Consider the following 16,087-nt stretch of genomic DNA (forward strand, 5'->3'; position numbering starts at 1 on the left):
TTTGCGCTTTCAAAAAAGGTGCTATATAGTGAAGGTGGATACTGAAAAATTCTTCTGAATGATACTCGTGTTTTTAGAGGGCGGATTTTTTGGATAAGGATTTAGAATGAAAAAGTATAGGTGATAAAAATGATAGCAACGAAGGATATACGTATAGAAAAAGATTTTTTAGGTGAAAAAGAAGTACCAGGTGCAGCTTATTATGGTGTACAAACATTACGTGCCGTAGAAAACTTCCCAATTACAGGATACCGCATTCATCCATCACTCATTACAGCAATGGCAATTGTGAAAAAAGCGGCGGCACTTGCGAATATAGATACTGGTTATTTAGCTAAGGACATTGGACATGAAATTGCAGAAGCAGCGCAAGAAATTGTTGATGGAAAGTTTCATGATCAATTTATTGTGGATCCTATTCAAGGCGGAGCCGGAACTTCTATTAATATGAATACAAATGAAGTAATTGCGAATAGAGCGTTAGAACGTATTGGATATGAAAAAGGGGAATATGCGAAAATTAGCCCAAATACTCATGTGAACATGGCCCAATCAACGAACGATGCGTTTCCAACAGGGATTCATATTGCAACTCTTATGATGTTAGAAGAGCTTCTTATTACAATGGAAGAACTTCATTCTGCTTTTCGTAAAAAAGCAAAAGAGTTTGATCACGTTATTAAAATGGGACGCACACATTTACAAGATGCAGTTCCAATTCGCCTTGGACAAGAATTTGAAGCGTATAGCCGAGTGCTTGAACGTGATATAAAAAGAATTAAACAGTCTCGTCAACATTTATATGAAGTGAATATGGGGGCGACAGCTGTTGGTACAGGATTAAATGCAAATCCTACGTATATTGAACAAGTAGTAAAACATTTAAGAACGTTTAGTGGATTCCCACTTGTTGGTGCAGAGCATTTAGTTGATGCAACGCAAAATACAGATGCATACACAGAAGTATCTGCAGCACTTAAAGTATGTATGATGAATATGTCTAAAATTGCAAACGATCTTCGTATTATGGCTTCTGGACCACGTGTTGGGTTAGCTGAAATTCAATTGCCAGCACGTCAGCCAGGTTCATCTATTATGCCAGGTAAAGTAAATCCAGTTATGGCAGAAGTAATTAACCAAGTCGCATTCCAAGTAATCGGAAACGATCATACAATTTGCTTAGCATCAGAAGCAGGGCAATTAGAGTTAAATGTAATGGAGCCTGTGCTTGTATTTAATTTAATTCAATCTATCAGTATTATGAATAACGGATTCCGTGTATTCCGTGAATATTGTATTGAAGGAATTACAGCAAATGAAGAATTGCTGAAGCAATATGTTGAGAAAAGTGTTGGAATTATTACAGCAGTTAATCCTCATATTGGTTATGAAGCAGCATCTCGCATTGCACGTGAAGCAATTGAAACAGGAAAATCTGTTAGGGAGTTATGTTTAGAGCATGGTGTACTGACAGAAGAGGAATTGGATATTATTTTAGATCCATTTGAAATGACACATCCTGAAATTGCTGGAGCTTCTTTATTAAAAAATAAAAAAATGTAATGTGAAAAACACCGATCCATTTTGAAGTGAACCCTGAAAACGGGACACCTATCAAAACACCTAAACCACTTGTTCCCTAAATTCTTTAGGGGATAGGTGGTTTAATTTTTCTTGAATTCGCACACAATTGTAGTAATGAATGTATTCTAGCACAATCTTTCGCACAGTTGTGTTGGATACTTTTGTTATCTCTTGTGAATAGAAGGCTTCACTTTTCAAATGACCAAAGAAGCTTTCCATGACGGCATTATCATGGCAATTTCCTCTCCGGGACATGCTGGTGATAATGCCATTTTCTTTGGCATATGCTTGAAATTCCTTCGCTGTATAAATACTTCCTTGATCTGAGTGAAGAAGGACATCTTTTACTTTTCGCCCTCTCATTGCTTGTTTTAATGTCTTCATTGCTAATGGCAGTGCTTGGGACTCGCTGATGACATAACTAATAATTTCACGATTAAAGGCATCCATAATCGTTGATAAATACAAGGTACGCTCTCCAAATAATAGATACGTCACATCCGTAAACCACTTTTCATTTGGTGCGGATGCATCGAATTGGCGTTCCAATCGATGAGGGGCTATTACTGGCTCCGCACCACTGATATATTTCTTTTTCTTTCGACGAACTTTTGAGAGAATCTGATTTTGTCTCATGATTCGTAATACTTTTTTATGATTCACACACAGTCCCATTTTCCGAAGAGTTGCGGTCACTCTTCGATATCCATATCGTAATTTATGCCGAAGACAAACATCCTTTATTTTCTCTTCTATCTCATCTCTTAGGTCCACTGTTCGTTGTAACCAACGATAAAATGTAGACCGGGGTAATTCTAATACATTACACAATTCTTTTACCGTTAGTTTTGTTTTGAAATCGGTCCATAAAGTAACTACAGTTTCCAGGTTCAACTCCTTTCGATTTCCGGATACTTTCCCCATATCAGTAATTTTGTTTTTAACTGTTTATTTTCTAACCGTAGCTGTTCCAATTCATTTAACTCTTTTGGCCCTTTTCCATAAGAATATTGCTTTCCTACAGGTTGTTGAAAACGGTACGTTTGACCGGTACGATACCACTTCATCCATGTCTTAATTTGGGAAACATTTTTAATTCCAAACTTCTCCATAATGGTCCGATTGGAATATCCATCCTTTTTCATTTCAATCACTTTCCACTTTATTTCTTCTGGGTAATGAACTCTTGTCTTCAAACCAAAAACACCTCCATTGAATTTGCATACTTAGTATGCGAATTCAGGAGGTGTTTTTTTCATGTACCACTATTCGGGTTCACTTCAATTTGGATCGGTGTTTTATTTTTAAAAGATATTAAATACAGCGTTTAATTGAAGTAAGCTAATAACAGCTAAGAAGATTAAACTGTATTTCATTGCTGTTTTAAATAGAGCAGATTCTTTACCAACTAGTCCAACTGCGGCACAAGCAACTGCTACAGATTGTGGTGAAACCATTTTTGCCATTGTACCACCTACTACGTTTAAGGCAACGAGTGTAGAAGGAACGATGTTTAACTGGTCTGCTGTTACTGCTTGAAGTGGTGCGAATAAAGAACCACTTGAAACTACTGAACCTGTAATGAATACGCCAATCCATCCTAAGATTGGAGAAAGAACTGGGAATGCATTACCAGTAGAAGAGAATGCAAGTCCAAGTGTAGATGACATACCAGAGTAGTTCTCTACGTAAGCTAAAGCGATAACGCTACAAATTGTATATACTGGAGCTTTTAATTCTTTCATTGTTTCAATCATTAATTCTTTAACCATTTTACCTTTTACGCGGTAAACGATAAGTGAAACGATAATTGCTAGTACAATCGCAGTAGTTGTAGAAGAGAATACATCAAATTTGAAAACAGCTGCGAAAGGTGTATCAGCTTTTGTAATTGGTGTAGTTTTCATAACAGCATTATGAAGACCAGGGAACTGAATGTTAAATACTAAGTTTGCTAAAGCACCATCTGGAGCAAATAAAGCTTTAATCGGTTTTAAGTTAAAGATTGTTACAAATGCAGTTAAGAATACGAATGGAGACCAAGCATATAAAATTTGATTGAATGTATGTGATACTTTAGTTTCTTGTTTTTCTTCTTTAGTAGAAGATTTTGGTTGCCAAACACGTAAGAATAATGCAAGAGCAATCATACTTACAACGGCTGCGAAAATGTTAGTAAGTTCTGCACCTAAGAAGTAAGTTACAAGGAACTGAGTAATTGCGAAAGAAACACCACTTACAAGAATACCTTGCCAAGTTTCTTTAATACCTTTAATTCCATCGACCATTGAAACAAGTAAGAAAGGTAAGATAATACTAATGAAAGGTAAAATAAGAACAGTTTGACGACCAATAGTTAATGCGTCAAGTTCAGTTAATTGTGCTGGTACTGTAACTGGAATACCCATAGCACCCATAGCACCACCAGCAATATTAGCTACTAAACAAATACCTGCTGCTTTTAATGGATTAAAGCCCATACCGACAAGTAGTGCAGCTGTAATAGCAACTGGAACCCCTAGACCAGCTGCGCCTTCTAAGAAAGCACCGAAAGAATAAGCGATTAATAATACTTGTAAACGTTGATCATTTGTAATGCTTGAAATACTATCGCGAATAATATTGAATTGCTCTGTTTTAACAGTTAATTTGTAAAGGAAAATTGCGGCAATAACGATAGTACAAATTGGATAAAATCCAGATAAAACACCGAATCCGGCAGATGCTACAGCTACTGTTGCTGGCATTTTATAAACAAATATTGCAAGGATAATAGCGACAATCACACTATAAAGACCAGCCATGTAGCTTTTCATTTTGAATCCCATTAAACAAATGATGAAACAAAAGATTGGAAGTGCTGCGATTAGTGCAGATAACCAAATATTGTTTAATGGGTCATAAATTTGTGTCCAAGTACTCATAATAATGACAACTCCTATCTATTATATGTGAAGAAATTCACATTATTTGTGAAACTATTCACAATCAACTTACATGCTTAGTATATTCTCCTTCAACACTATTGTCAACGTAAAAAAGTATAATTATTCCATAATAGTGTTAAAAGAAAAGCTTTGTTCATAAAGTAGACAAAAAGCACACTTAAATGAATTTAAGTGTGCTGTATAAATTATTTGCATATTATTTTGCTTATTCAGATGGCATGTTTCCTATAGGTGTATATTAGATGCCGTATTTTATATAGAGTATAAAGTTTGATATATGCCACTTATCTGTCCTGTTTGATCTAGTGAGGGAGGAACGGTGAGTGGATTTAATAGGAAGTCTTTCACAACAATCCAACCGCTTGCAATACGAATAAAAAATAAGAAACAAATTTTTAATACCATATCATCTCTTTTTACTGAAAATTCCTTTTAGCGTAACAAAGAGGTTAAGTATAGTTCAACTACATTACGAAAGGTTATCAATTATAGACGATATTTTACAATACCGTTACTGTGCATTTCAATGAGGTGAAAATATAACAAAAAGCCTGATAAAACAACGTTTGCAAGCAAAGTATTCGTAGGCCATTATTTTGCTTTTTCGTTATATCATATAGTATAATATTCAAAATCAGCAAGGATTTTTTCCTGAATTTTTGCTGATGAAGATGGAAAAATTTTTCGGCTTTATAGGTTGATAAAGTTATGTCGTAACAGGAAATATAAGAACAGATATATAAATAAATAAAAAGAACATAAAAACGCAAATAAAAACGCAAATAAAAACGAAAATGAGGGGAACTTTATGAGCCAAAATCAATTCGAATGTCGTATTTCAGAAGAAGATGTACAAATGTTAAGAGCGTTAGCTCACCCACTTCGTCTACGTCTAGTAATGGAACTTATGCAAAGAGGAACATGTAATGTAACACAACTACAGGAAGTATTAGAAATTCCGCAATCAACGGTTTCACAACATTTAACGAAGTTAAAGCAAAATAAAGTAGTGCGCTTTGAAAGACGAGGCTTAGAAGTGTATTACCAAATCCATAATGATAAAGTAAGTGCGGTAGTAAAAACATTATTTTCTTAAAATTTGAATATTATGGAAAAAGACGTGTGGAATATACGTCTTTTTTTATTTGTCAGAAAGGTAGCGAGAGAGTAAATATTAGCATGTGAGGAAGAAATGACTATCAATCAACATGCTGCTTTACGGAATATATTCTAAAAGGAAAAGAAAAAATAGAAAGGAGTGTAGTAAGCAAAAGGAGGGATATTAGTATGGATGTGAAACGTGTGAAACAAATCTTATCTTCTTCAAGTAGAATTGACGTTACATATGAGGGCGTACCAGTATGGATTGAGAGCTGTGATGAGCAGAAGGGGAGTGCTCAAGTGTATGATATATCTAATCCTGGTGAGAGCGTTCATGTGGACGTGACAGCTTTAGAGGAGAAATAATAAAAAAGACGCTTCTAATTTTAGAAGCGTCTTTTTGTGTGTTATTCCATCATACTCGCAACTTTTTTAGAGAAGAGAAGGAGTACAAGTCCTAAGACGATAACGATAATACCGATACTTGCAAATACTTCAAGGTATCCTAATGATTGTGTAAAGGAAGCAAGTTTACCTGCTAACCAGTTAGCCATACCCGTACCAGCTAACCATACCCCCATTAGTAATGATGCTAATTTTACAGGAGCGATTGCACTTACCATTGATAGACCGATTGGTGATAAGAATAACTCACCAATTGTATGGAAGAGATAAGTGATAACGATGAATAATAAATTCGCTTTTACAGTTATATCTGCTTCACTACTTCCAGTTTTTAGAACTGCTAATGTTAAAACAAGATAACCTATACCTAGTAAAATCATACCAAATGCCATTTTTGTTGGCACGTTTAAATCACCGCGTTTTGTTTTAGAAAGTTTTAACCATAGCATAGATACAAATGGTGCAAGTAGTACGATGAATGCTGGATTAACGGATTGGAACCAAGATGTTGGAACTTCCCAACCGAAAATTGTACGATCTACAAATTTATTTGTATAAAGTGTTAAAGAACTACCAGCTTGTTCAAATCCTGCCCAGAAGAATACTACGAAACAAGTTAAAATTACAATTGCCCAAGTACGGTTTTTCTCTTGTTTTGTTAAAGGTTTCTTTTCGATTACAGGTTGATCTTTTGATTTTTTACCAACAACTGTTGTTCCTGCTTTACCAAGGTAACGAGGAGCTAATAAGTTGAAAACAATTTGTCCAATAATCATACCGATACAAGCTGCTAAGAATCCGTATTTATATCCCATTACAATAACGCCATTAGCGCTTGTTTTAAAGAAATCTTCTGCTAAAAATCCACAAATAAGTGGAGCAAAGAAAGCACCTACGTTAATACCCATATAGAAGATAGTAAATGCACTGTCACGACGTGAATCATTTTCGCCATACAATTCACCTAACAGTGTAGAAATATTTGGTTTGAAGAATCCATTACCAATAACTAATAGTATTAATCCAAGGAATAGTCCTGTTTTTGTATTCATTGAGAATAGTACAAAATTGCCGATTGCCATAATGATTCCGCCGAGAGTAATGGCATGACGTCTTGTGATATAATGATCCGTTAGCCATCCGCCTATAATTGGCATGAAATATACTGCCGCTGTAAAAGTACCATATAATTGCACTGCGACTGCCTTATCAAATCCTAACCCGCCACTAACAGCAGCAGTTGTTAAATAAAGAACTAAAAGGCCACGCATTCCATAATAACTAAATCTTTCCCACATTTCTGTTAAGAACAACAAGTACAACCCTGGTGGATGTTTTTTTTGTGATTGTTGCTCTCCAGCTTTGTCTAATTTTAAAGCTGCATCCATTTTTGTTTCCCCCTAATCCTGTATAACGGATATTTATGTAATCATTTTAATTTACAAAATATTTAGAAGTCAATAGAATTATATGGAAATAGAAAGAAAATTTCTAAAAAAGTTCTATTTTTCTTCAACCGTTACTGTATTTTGCCCTGAAAACGAGATGATAAGCGTTTTCAAATGTAATAATTGAATTCTAAAATAAAATAAAATAGTGATTAATCAGAAAATTTAGATTAAAACATCTATTCTGATATAGAGAAAATATATTCTATTTACTTTTATAATATAACATATTGGGAATAAAAATACAAAATGAAATAATGTGACACTTCAGTGAAATAGAAAATAGCCAGCACCATAGGAGGGTGCTGGCTAGAGATGTATTATTTAACAAAGCGCTTTTCGATGTCATCTAGTAATAGGTTAGCAGCCATTACACCGCCAGCTGTATTCCAAATAACATCGTCGACTTTGTATGCTTTACCATTTTTTACGGCATTTAAATTTTTAAATAGAGGATCGTTTATATATTCTTTTTCTAGTTCAGATCCTTTTTTCTCATTTCCTTTATCGAATGTGAAGTAGAATAATACGTCACCATCCATAGCAGAAATACGCTCTTTAGATACGTTACGCTCTGCAAAATCATCTTTGTTTTGATCTCCAGGACGTTTAAATCCAAGTTCTTTTAAAATAACACCAGAGAATGTATCGCCATGATAAATACGAACATCACCAGGCATGAAACGAACCATAGAGATTTCTTGATTTACTTTATCGCCAAGTTTGCCTTTTAAATCTTTCATACGTGATTCGTAATCAGCTACAACTTTTTGACCTTCTTTTTCTTTATTTAATGCTTTTGCATAAAATTTGAAGTTATCTTTCCATTCCCCACGTAATGTTTCTGAGAACACAGTAGGTGCAATTGCTTTTAGTTGTTCGTACACTTTTTCGTGACGCATTTTGTTACCGATAATTAAGTCTGGTTTTAAAGAAGCAATTGTTTCAACGTTAACTTGTCCTTCATCACCAACAACTTTTACATCTTTCATTTTATCCTTAATATGTGGATACCATGGGTCACCAGTCCAAGACTTTACAGCACCAACTGGTTTCACACCTAATTCAAGTAAAGCTTCAGTTCCTTCATTTGTTAAGATAACTACACGTTTTGGATTAGCAGGAACTTCTGTTTTACCCATTGCATGTTCTACAGTAACCACTTCTTTTTTATTATCTTCTTTTGTAGATTCTTCTTTGTTATTTGCTTTTCCACAAGCGCTTAAAAGCATTGAAAATGCTAGTAAAAATACAAATACTGTAAACGATTTTTTCCGCATGAAATTCATTATGTACCCCCTACATGTTGAGAATATTTTTCAATAGCAAGCATGATATTAAGCCTTTATCTTTTGATTGTCAATACATATGGTTGAAAATAATTCTCATTTCCGTTGACAATAAGAATTAAGTTGAAATACACTTACAACGTATCATTATACATTGAAGGGGAAACGCTGCATGTTATTAAAAACAAATCAAGCAAAATGGATTGGATTATTTGTTGGAATCATTGCAGTCGTTATTTGTATTTGGGGAAGTATTATTTTCGGATATACAAATACGAGCTGGAAATTAGCGCTAGATGCTTTTTTCCATTTTAATGGTTCTAATGAACATATTATTATTCAAAATGTGCGCCTTCCAAGGGCACTTATAGCAGCAAGTGTTGGTGCTAGTTTAGCCATCGCGGGTTGTCTTATGCAAACTTTAACTAAGAATCCACTTGCTTCTCCAGATTTTATTGGATTAAATTCAGGTGCTGCGTTCTTCATAGTTGTAGCAATTGTAATCTTTTCAGTAACATCATTATCAGCTTTCACATGGATTGCCTTTTTAGGAGCTGCGGTTGCAGCTGTACTTGTATTTGCTTCTAGTTCTTTAGGAAAAGAAGGGACTACTCCTCTTAAGTTAACGTTAGCAGGGGTCGCAATTAGTGCGTTATTTTCATCATTAACACAAGGATTACTTGTGTTAAATGAAAAAGCACTTGAAGAGGTATTATTTTGGCTTGCTGGATCTGTGCAAGGGAGAAAGTTAGAAATTTTACAATCTGTATTCCCATATTTATTAATAGGATGGATTGCATCTCTTATGATGGCAGGGAAAGTAAATACATTGATGATGGGAGAAGACGTCGCGAAAGGACTTGGACAACGAACAATTTTAATGAAATCATTCGTGTTACTTATTATTGTACTGTTGTCTGGTGGTTCAGTTGCGGTTGCTGGTCCAATTGGATTTATTGGAATTATTACTCCGCATTTTGCTAGATTTCTTGTTGGAGTTGACCACAGATGGAGAGTACCTTATAGCGGATTGTTAGGGGCAATACTACTAATATTGGCTGATATAGCAGCAAGATATGTCATTATGCCACAAGAAGTACCAGTAGGAGTTATGACAGCATTTATTGGAGCACCGTTCTTTATTTATATTGCACGTAAGAGAGGGCTTAGCAAATGAAGAAATATATTCCGTTTCGTATAGGAAAAGGCGAGCTCTCGTTTTTAATGTATAAACGAGCTTGTCTCGTCTTGTTAAGTTTACTAGTTGTTTTAATAGGATTATTCTTTGCGAGCGCAGGTATGGGAGACATGAAAATTGCTCCTTATGACGTATGGCAAGCAATTACCGGAAATGGCGATGCAATGTCAAATATGGTTGTAAATAAGTTTCGTATGCCACGTATTTTAATTGCTATCCTCGTAGGAATTGCGCTTGCGGTAGCGGGCTGTATTTTACAAGGGCTCGTTCGAAATCCGCTTGCTTCTCCTGATATCATCGGGATTACGGGCGGGGCAAGTGTCGCAGTTGTATTATTTTTAGCGTTATTTAGTGATAAAAATAATGCACTAACGGTAAGTATTCATTATATGCCGCTCGCAGCTTTTGCAGGAGCAACGATTGTAGCGGTTTTTGTATACTTATTTGCATGGCAAAATGATGGATTATCACCAATTAGTCTCGTTTTAATTGGTGTTGGATTTTGGGCATTAACGAAGGCGGCGACAACATTATTTATGTTGCTAGCACCAATTTATCAAGCGAGCCAAGCGAATGTATGGATTACGGGTACCGTTTACGGCTCTTCTTGGCAAAATGTTATGGTACTTGCGCCTTGGGTTCTCATTTTAACAGTAATATCATTTATCGCAGCTAGGCATTTAAATGCACAAGAGCTAGGGGATGATATAGCGGTAGGACTTGGGGTTCCTTTAACGAAGTCGCGTGTATTTATGTTATTACTTAGTACAGCTTTAATTGGTGGTGCGGTAGCTTTTGCCGGAGGGATTGGATTTGTCGGTTTAATGGCACCTCATATTTCACGAAGATTAGTTGGTTCTTTATACGGTGCATTACTCCCAGTTGCAGCTATTGTCGGTGCAATTCTAGTACTTGCTGCAGATTTAATAGGGCGTACAATTTTCACACCACTTGAAATTCCAGCAGGGGTATTTACATCAGCAATTGGTGCACCTTATTTCATTTATTTACTTTATAAAAGTCGGAATTCATAAAGGGAGATGAATATGCAAAAAGCATTGGAGACGAAACGCTTGACGTTGTCTTATGGTGAAACAATTATTATTGATGAGCTGAACTTAGAAATTCCAAAAGGAGAAATTACAATTTTTATCGGTTCTAACGGTTGCGGGAAATCAACTTTATTACGTTCACTAGCCAGATTATTAAAGCCAACAAATGGTGATATTTTGTTAGATAATCAAGCAATTCAAAGTATGCAAACGAAGCAAATTGCTCGTCAAATGGCGATTTTACCGCAAGGACCACAAGCACCAGAAGGACTTACAGTATTACAACTTGTAAAGCAAGGACGCTATCCATATCAAACATGGCTGAAGCAATGGTCAGAAAAAGACGAGGAAATGGTACAGAAGGCACTTGCAGCAACAGGTATGACAGAATTTGCTGAGCGTGATGTGCATGCTCTTTCAGGTGGGCAGCGTCAACGTGCTTGGATCGCAATGACACTTGCACAAGATACAGATATCATTTTACTGGATGAGCCAACTACATACTTAGATATGACTCACCAAATTGAAGTGCTAGATTTATTATTCGAATTAAATGAAACAGAACAAAGAACAATTGTTATGGTATTACATGATCTGAATTTAGCATGCCGCTATGCAGATAACATTGTAGCAATTCAAGATAAACAAATATATGCACAAGGTAAACCTGAAGAAGTGGTAGATGAGAAACTAGTACGTGATGTATTCCGAATGGAGTGTCAAATTAGTACGGATCCGTTGTTTGGAACACCGCTTTGTATCCCGCACGGAAGAGGAAGACGTGTAGTTAAAGAAGTTGCTCAGGCAATGAGATAAAAAAACGATGAGTGATTCATCGTTTTTTTATTTGGTACAAGAAAATAAGAGGAAGAGAGGAATTCGTAAGCGACGTTTATACTCTTCTTTATTTTGAAAATAGGTTGGATTTGGTGTAGCTTCTTTTAATGATGTAATGGTAAATCCGGCTTGCTGTAATAATGTGAAATACTCTTCCGTTGTACGATGATATTTAATAACTTCTTGGTCAATCCATGGTTCAACCCGTTTGCCTAGTTTAAAATAATCATCGACGAGCCAACTCGTTCTTTTACCACTTGTTTGTAAGCCTTCAAATGAAGAAGTAATAACGGGATGTTGAACGCTAAAGGTAAAGGTGCCATTTGTTTTTAAAGTTTGAAACACATTTTGAAAAATGATATCAAGATGTTCAATATAATGTAAGGCGAGTCTAGAGGTTACTAAATCAAAAGTGGAAGAGGGATAGGTATAATCTTTGAGGTTTAAAAAATGAACAGATCCATTTTTATTTTCTAGTTGTTTTTTAGCTTTTCCATACATAAGCTCGGAGCCTTCAATGCCGGTGTAAGAGTAGCATCCCTTTTCTAATAATTCCGCACCAAACTTAGCATCACCACAGCCTAAATCGAGAATTTGTTTTCCTTGCACATGACCAATGAGCTGAAAGAATACTGGTTTTTCAATGGATTCATTTGGGCTATTTTCTCGGTATCTTCGTTTCATATATTGTTCGAAAAATGCTGTGTTATTGTATACATCAGATTCTGTAAATGCCATGTTTGAAGCCTCCCTAAATATTTTTTTAATTCTATCAAATATGAAAAGTAAATGATAGATTTATTGTAATGAATCATATATAATCTAGAATTGTAAGCGGTTACTTTAAACTATTTTTCTATAATAAATTCTGAAAACGTGTTAAGCTAGTAGAGGGATTATTAGAACTATTAAGACAATAATCCGCTTACATGAACGATGGGAGGCTTCACAATGTCTAGTAAAACACTTGCGAAATTTTTAGAAGAAAATTTAGAGGATTTAAAATCAAAGGGGCTTTATAACGTAATTGATCCGCTTGAGAGTTCGAATGGACCAATCATTACAATTGGCGGAAAAGAATATATTAACTTATCTTCAAACAACTATCTTGGATTAGCAACAGATAGCCGTTTGCAAGAAGCAGCAATTGGTGCTATTCATAAGTACGGTGTTGGAGCAGGGGCTGTTCGTACAATTAACGGTACTTTAGATTTGCATATTAAGTTAGAAGAAACAATTGCAAAGTTTAAACATACAGAAGCAGCGATTGCTTATCAATCAGGATTTAACTGTAATATGGCAGCGATTTCAGCTGTTATGGATAAAAATGATGCGATTCTTTCAGACGAATTAAATCATGCATCTATTATTGACGGTAGTCGTCTATCAAAAGCAAAAATTATTGTTTATAAACATTCTGATATGGAAGATTTACGCCAAAAAGCAATCGCGGCGAAAGAATCAGGTCTTTATAATAAATTAATGGTAATTACAGACGGTGTTTTCTCAATGGATGGAGATGTTGCAAAACTACCAGAAATTGTTGAGATTGCAGAAGAGTTAGATTTAATGACATACGTAGATGATGCACACGGTTCAGGTGTACTTGGAAAAGGTGCAGGAACTGTAAAGCACTTCGGTCTTTCTGATAAAGTTGATTTCCAAATTGGTACATTATCAAAAGCAATTGGGGTAATTGGTGGATATGTAGCAGGGAAACAAAACTTAATTGACTGGTTAAAAGTTCGTTCACGTCCATTCTTATTCTCTACAGCATTAACACCAGCTGATGCGGCAGCTTGCATGAGATCAATTGAAATCTTAATGGAAAGCACAGAGTTACATGATCGTCTATGGGAAAACGGTCGCTATTTAAAACAAGGGTTAAAAGAACTTGGCTTTAACATTGGGGAAAGTGAAACGCCAATTACACCTTGTATTATTGGGGACGAAGTATTAACACAAGAATTTAGTAAACGTCTAAATGAAGAAGGCGTATACGCAAAATCTATCGTGTTCCCAACTGTAGCAAAAGGAACAGGTCGTGTTCGTAATATGCCTACAGCAGCTCATACGAAAGAAATGTTAGATGAAGCAATTCGTAAGTATGAAAAAGTAGGGAAAGAAATGGGCATCATTTAAGTAACGACATCTTTTGAATAGCTTGCAAATGAGGAGTGGGGAAAATGAAAAAAATTCTAGTAACCGGTTCTTTAGGGCAAATTGGTTCTGAACTAGTAATGAAACTTCGTGATGTATACGGCGCATCAAATGTTATTGCAACAGATATTCGTGAAACAGATAGTGAAGTAGTAACGTCTGGTCCATTTGAAACATTAGATGTAACAGATGGACAAAAATTACATGATATCGCAAAGCGTAATGAAGTAGATACAATTATTCATTTAGCAGCTTTACTTTCAGCAACAGCAGAAAAAAATCCGTTATTTGCATGGAATTTAAATATGGGTGGACTTGTAAATGCTCTAGAAGCAGCTCGTGAATTAAACTGTAAGTTCTTCACGCCAAGTTCTATCGGTGCATTCGGTCCATCGACGCCAAAAGATAATACACCGCAAGATACAATTCAGCGTCCTACTACGATGTATGGGGTAAACAAAGTAGCAGGAGAATTACTATGTGATTATTATTATCAAAAGTTTGGTGTAGATACGCGCGGTGTCCGTTTCCCAGGTTTAATTTCTTATGTAGCTCCTCCAGGAGGCGGAACGACTGATTATGCCGTTGAAATTTACTATGAGGCGATTAAAAAAGGTGTATACACCTCATACATTGCAGAAGGAACATATATGGACATGATGTATATGCCTGATGCTTTACAAGCGATCATTTCATTAATGGAAGCTGATCCAAGTAAGCTAGTGCATAGAAATGCATTTAACATTACAGCAATGAGCTTCGAGCCAGAGCAAATTGCAGCGTCAATTCGTAAACACATTCCGACGTTTACAATGGATTATGCAGTAGATCCAGCTCGTCAAACAATCGCTGATAGCTGGCCAAACTCTATTGACGCAACAGCAGCAATGAAAGAGTGGGGCTTCAAAGCAGAATACGATTTAGATAAAATGACAACTGACATGCTGGCTAAGTTAAAAAAAAAGCTTGCAGCTGAGTTAGTGATGAATTAATAGGAAGGGTCGATTCTTAGGAATCGACTCTTTTTATTTGTATTTTTGGAATATGCAAATAATTACAAATGTGATAGAATGAGTTAATTTGTGTGTAAAGGGGAGACAAGGAATGGAGAAATGGGAGTTAGCAAAGGAAATTTACAATACGTCACGTTTAACGGGAACATTTAAACTTCGATCAGGACAAGTATCAAATCAATACTTTGATAAGTACTTATTTGAATCTAATCCAGTACTGTTATTAGAAATTACTAAACAGTTGAAAGAGCTCATTCCTCCTGATACAGAAGCACTCGCTGGTTTAGAGATGGGAGGAATTCCAGTAGCAACGGCATTATCTTTACAAACAGGTATACCAGTCGTATTTGTAAGAAAAGAAGCGAAGAAGTACGGCACATGTAAGTTGGCAGAGGGTGTTGATATTGCTGGGAAAAATGTTTGTGTTGTTGAAGATGTCATTACGACAGGCGGTCAAATATTATTAAGCACGAAAGATTTAAGAGAACTAGGTGCGAAAGTTAATCATGTTCTAGGTGTGATTGAACGAACAAAAGAAGGAAGAGATAACTTATTAGAAGATGGATTGCAGTTGCACTCCTTATTTACAATGGATGAGTTAATTGAAGGGGAAATGCAACATGCAAAGAGTTGATGTCGTATATGCACTAATACATGACGAAGAAACAGATAAAATATTAATGGTACATAATGTAGAACAAAACGTTTGGTCATTGCCAGGCGGGGCTGTGGAAAAAGGTGAAATATTAGAGGAAGCACTAATAAGAGAAGTGAAAGAAGAGACAGGTTTAACTGCTGCGTTAGGTGGACTTGTTGCTATCAATGAAAAATTCTTTGAAGAATCAGGGAATCATGCGCTATTTTTTACATTCCGAGCAAATGTGGTAAAAGGTGAACTTATTGCGGAAGATGAAGGTGAAATTTCTGCAATAGAGTGGGTGAATCGAACAATTGCGAATGAGCGCTTCCCATACTATGACGGAGGATTTGAATCTTTATTAGAAGTAGCCATTCCATACAAGTTTCAACCAGAAATAAAGTAATTGAACGAA

Annotated in this window: 16 protein-coding genes; 10 read left to right on the top strand and 6 right to left on the bottom strand. The window is 35.7% G+C overall.

Annotated elements, in window-relative coordinates; genetic code table 11:
• Window positions 1–129: 129 nt before the first annotated feature.
• Window positions 130–1,563, top strand: coding sequence for an aspartate ammonia-lyase (aspA, locus tag AC241_RS03160; RefSeq protein WP_043935524.1), 1,434 nt, complete (start codon window positions 130–132; stop codon window positions 1,561–1,563).
• A gap of 60 nt (window positions 1,564–1,623) precedes the next feature.
• Here the strand turns inward: aspA and AC241_RS03165 are convergent.
• The 3 genes from AC241_RS03165 to AC241_RS34240 form a co-directional block, all read right to left on the bottom strand.
• A protein-coding gene (locus AC241_RS03165; protein ID WP_155417042.1) for an IS3 family transposase occupies window positions 1,624–2,780 on the bottom strand; the annotation gives its coding sequence in 2 pieces (ribosomal slippage) (window positions 1,624–2,531 and window positions 2,531–2,780; 1,158 coding nt in all).
• Window positions 2,781–2,888: 108 nt separating this feature from the next.
• On the bottom strand, window positions 2,889–4,508 hold the full coding sequence (locus AC241_RS03175) for an L-lactate permease (RefSeq protein WP_016083562.1): 1,620 nt from the start codon (window positions 4,506–4,508) through the stop codon (window positions 2,889–2,891).
• 276 nt (window positions 4,509–4,784) lie between these two features.
• On the bottom strand, window positions 4,785–4,937 hold the full coding sequence (locus tag AC241_RS34240; RefSeq protein ID WP_155417043.1) for a hypothetical protein: 153 nt from the start codon (window positions 4,935–4,937) through the stop codon (window positions 4,785–4,787).
• 403 nt (window positions 4,938–5,340) lie between these two features.
• Between AC241_RS34240 and AC241_RS03180 the strand changes: the two genes are divergently transcribed.
• Entirely contained in the window at window positions 5,341–5,628 is a 288-nt protein-coding gene (locus tag AC241_RS03180; RefSeq protein WP_000081428.1) for an ArsR/SmtB family transcription factor, read from the top strand.
• A 191-nt stretch (window positions 5,629–5,819) separates the two neighbouring features.
• On the top strand, window positions 5,820–5,999 hold the full coding sequence (locus tag AC241_RS03185; RefSeq protein ID WP_043936520.1) for an acid-soluble spore protein H: 180 nt from the start codon (window positions 5,820–5,822) through the stop codon (window positions 5,997–5,999).
• A gap of 41 nt (window positions 6,000–6,040) precedes the next feature.
• On the opposite strand, the gene AC241_RS03190 is transcribed toward AC241_RS03185, so the two are convergent.
• Window positions 6,041–7,426, bottom strand: coding sequence for a peptide MFS transporter (locus AC241_RS03190; RefSeq protein ID WP_043936519.1), 1,386 nt, complete (start codon window positions 7,424–7,426; stop codon window positions 6,041–6,043).
• A gap of 380 nt (window positions 7,427–7,806) precedes the next feature.
• Entirely contained in the window at window positions 7,807–8,775 is a 969-nt protein-coding gene (locus AC241_RS03195) for an ABC transporter substrate-binding protein (RefSeq protein WP_043936518.1), read from the bottom strand.
• 172 nt (window positions 8,776–8,947) lie between these two features.
• Between AC241_RS03195 and AC241_RS03200 the strand changes: the two genes are divergently transcribed.
• Genes AC241_RS03200 through AC241_RS03210 form a run of 3 tightly spaced genes read left to right on the top strand, consistent with a single transcriptional unit; the run spans window position 8,948 to window position 11,841 of the window.
• Window positions 8,948–9,952: a FecCD family ABC transporter permease gene (locus AC241_RS03200; RefSeq protein WP_000925211.1), complete on the top strand. Its 1,005-nt coding sequence runs from the start codon at window positions 8,948–8,950 to the stop codon at window positions 9,950–9,952.
• The gene (locus tag AC241_RS03205) at window positions 9,949–11,007 is read left to right on the top strand and encodes a FecCD family ABC transporter permease (RefSeq protein ID WP_000760059.1); all 1,059 of its coding nucleotides are present in this window, start codon (window positions 9,949–9,951) and stop codon (window positions 11,005–11,007) included. Before AC241_RS03200 ends, AC241_RS03205 begins: the two co-directional genes overlap by 4 nt.
• Before the next feature lie 12 nt (window positions 11,008–11,019).
• Window positions 11,020–11,841: an ABC transporter ATP-binding protein gene (locus tag AC241_RS03210; RefSeq protein ID WP_001167953.1), complete on the top strand. Its 822-nt coding sequence runs from the start codon at window positions 11,020–11,022 to the stop codon at window positions 11,839–11,841.
• Between the two features lie 27 nt (window positions 11,842–11,868).
• Here the strand turns inward: AC241_RS03210 and AC241_RS03215 are convergent, their stop codons facing one another.
• Window positions 11,869–12,600, bottom strand: a complete 732-nt coding sequence (locus AC241_RS03215; protein ID WP_050842545.1) for a class I SAM-dependent DNA methyltransferase — start codon at window positions 12,598–12,600, stop codon at window positions 11,869–11,871.
• Between the two features lie 213 nt (window positions 12,601–12,813).
• Here AC241_RS03215 and AC241_RS03220 point away from each other — a divergent pair, with 213 nt between their 5' ends.
• The 4 genes from AC241_RS03220 (at window position 12,814) to AC241_RS03235 (ending at window position 16,078) form a co-directional block, all read left to right on the top strand.
• Window positions 12,814–14,004: a glycine C-acetyltransferase gene (locus AC241_RS03220; RefSeq protein WP_000095906.1), complete on the top strand. Its 1,191-nt coding sequence runs from the start codon at window positions 12,814–12,816 to the stop codon at window positions 14,002–14,004.
• A gap of 44 nt (window positions 14,005–14,048) precedes the next feature.
• Entirely contained in the window at window positions 14,049–15,014 is a 966-nt protein-coding gene (locus tag AC241_RS03225) for an L-threonine 3-dehydrogenase (RefSeq protein ID WP_029441548.1), read from the top strand.
• 112 nt (window positions 15,015–15,126) lie between these two features.
• Window positions 15,127–15,669, top strand: coding sequence for an orotate phosphoribosyltransferase (gene pyrE, locus AC241_RS03230; protein WP_000417032.1), 543 nt, complete (start codon window positions 15,127–15,129; stop codon window positions 15,667–15,669).
• The gene (locus AC241_RS03235; RefSeq protein WP_050842547.1) at window positions 15,656–16,078 is read left to right on the top strand and encodes an NUDIX hydrolase; all 423 of its coding nucleotides are present in this window, start codon (window positions 15,656–15,658) and stop codon (window positions 16,076–16,078) included. Before pyrE ends, AC241_RS03235 begins: the two co-directional genes overlap by 14 nt.
• Window positions 16,079–16,087 lie beyond the last annotated feature (9 nt).

The organism is Bacillus thuringiensis (genome assembly GCF_001182785.1).
GTDB lineage: Bacteria > Bacillota > Bacilli > Bacillales > Bacillaceae_G > Bacillus_A > Bacillus_A thuringiensis_S.

Excerpts from the sequence above, each read along its gene's own strand:
- aspA (WP_043935524.1), top strand. The coding sequence starts at position 130 with ATGATAGCAACGAAGGATATACGTATAGAAAAAGATTTTTTAGGTGAA.
- AC241_RS03175 (WP_016083562.1), bottom strand. The coding sequence starts at position 4,508 with ATGAGTACTTGGACACAAATTTATGACCCATTAAACAATATTTGGTTA.
- AC241_RS34240 (WP_155417043.1), bottom strand. The coding sequence starts at position 4,937 with ATGGTATTAAAAATTTGTTTCTTATTTTTTATTCGTATTGCAAGCGGT.
- AC241_RS03180 (WP_000081428.1), top strand. The coding sequence starts at position 5,341 with ATGAGCCAAAATCAATTCGAATGTCGTATTTCAGAAGAAGATGTACAA.
- AC241_RS03185 (WP_043936520.1), top strand. The coding sequence starts at position 5,820 with ATGGATGTGAAACGTGTGAAACAAATCTTATCTTCTTCAAGTAGAATT.
- AC241_RS03190 (WP_043936519.1), bottom strand. The coding sequence starts at position 7,426 with ATGGATGCAGCTTTAAAATTAGACAAAGCTGGAGAGCAACAATCACAA.
- AC241_RS03195 (WP_043936518.1), bottom strand. The coding sequence starts at position 8,775 with ATGAATTTCATGCGGAAAAAATCGTTTACAGTATTTGTATTTTTACTA.
- AC241_RS03200 (WP_000925211.1), top strand. The coding sequence starts at position 8,948 with ATGTTATTAAAAACAAATCAAGCAAAATGGATTGGATTATTTGTTGGA.
- AC241_RS03205 (WP_000760059.1), top strand. The coding sequence starts at position 9,949 with ATGAAGAAATATATTCCGTTTCGTATAGGAAAAGGCGAGCTCTCGTTT.
- AC241_RS03210 (WP_001167953.1), top strand. The coding sequence starts at position 11,020 with ATGCAAAAAGCATTGGAGACGAAACGCTTGACGTTGTCTTATGGTGAA.
- AC241_RS03215 (WP_050842545.1), bottom strand. The coding sequence starts at position 12,600 with ATGGCATTTACAGAATCTGATGTATACAATAACACAGCATTTTTCGAA.
- AC241_RS03220 (WP_000095906.1), top strand. The coding sequence starts at position 12,814 with ATGTCTAGTAAAACACTTGCGAAATTTTTAGAAGAAAATTTAGAGGAT.
- AC241_RS03225 (WP_029441548.1), top strand. The coding sequence starts at position 14,049 with ATGAAAAAAATTCTAGTAACCGGTTCTTTAGGGCAAATTGGTTCTGAA.
- pyrE (WP_000417032.1), top strand. The coding sequence starts at position 15,127 with ATGGAGAAATGGGAGTTAGCAAAGGAAATTTACAATACGTCACGTTTA.
- AC241_RS03235 (WP_050842547.1), top strand. The coding sequence starts at position 15,656 with ATGCAAAGAGTTGATGTCGTATATGCACTAATACATGACGAAGAAACA.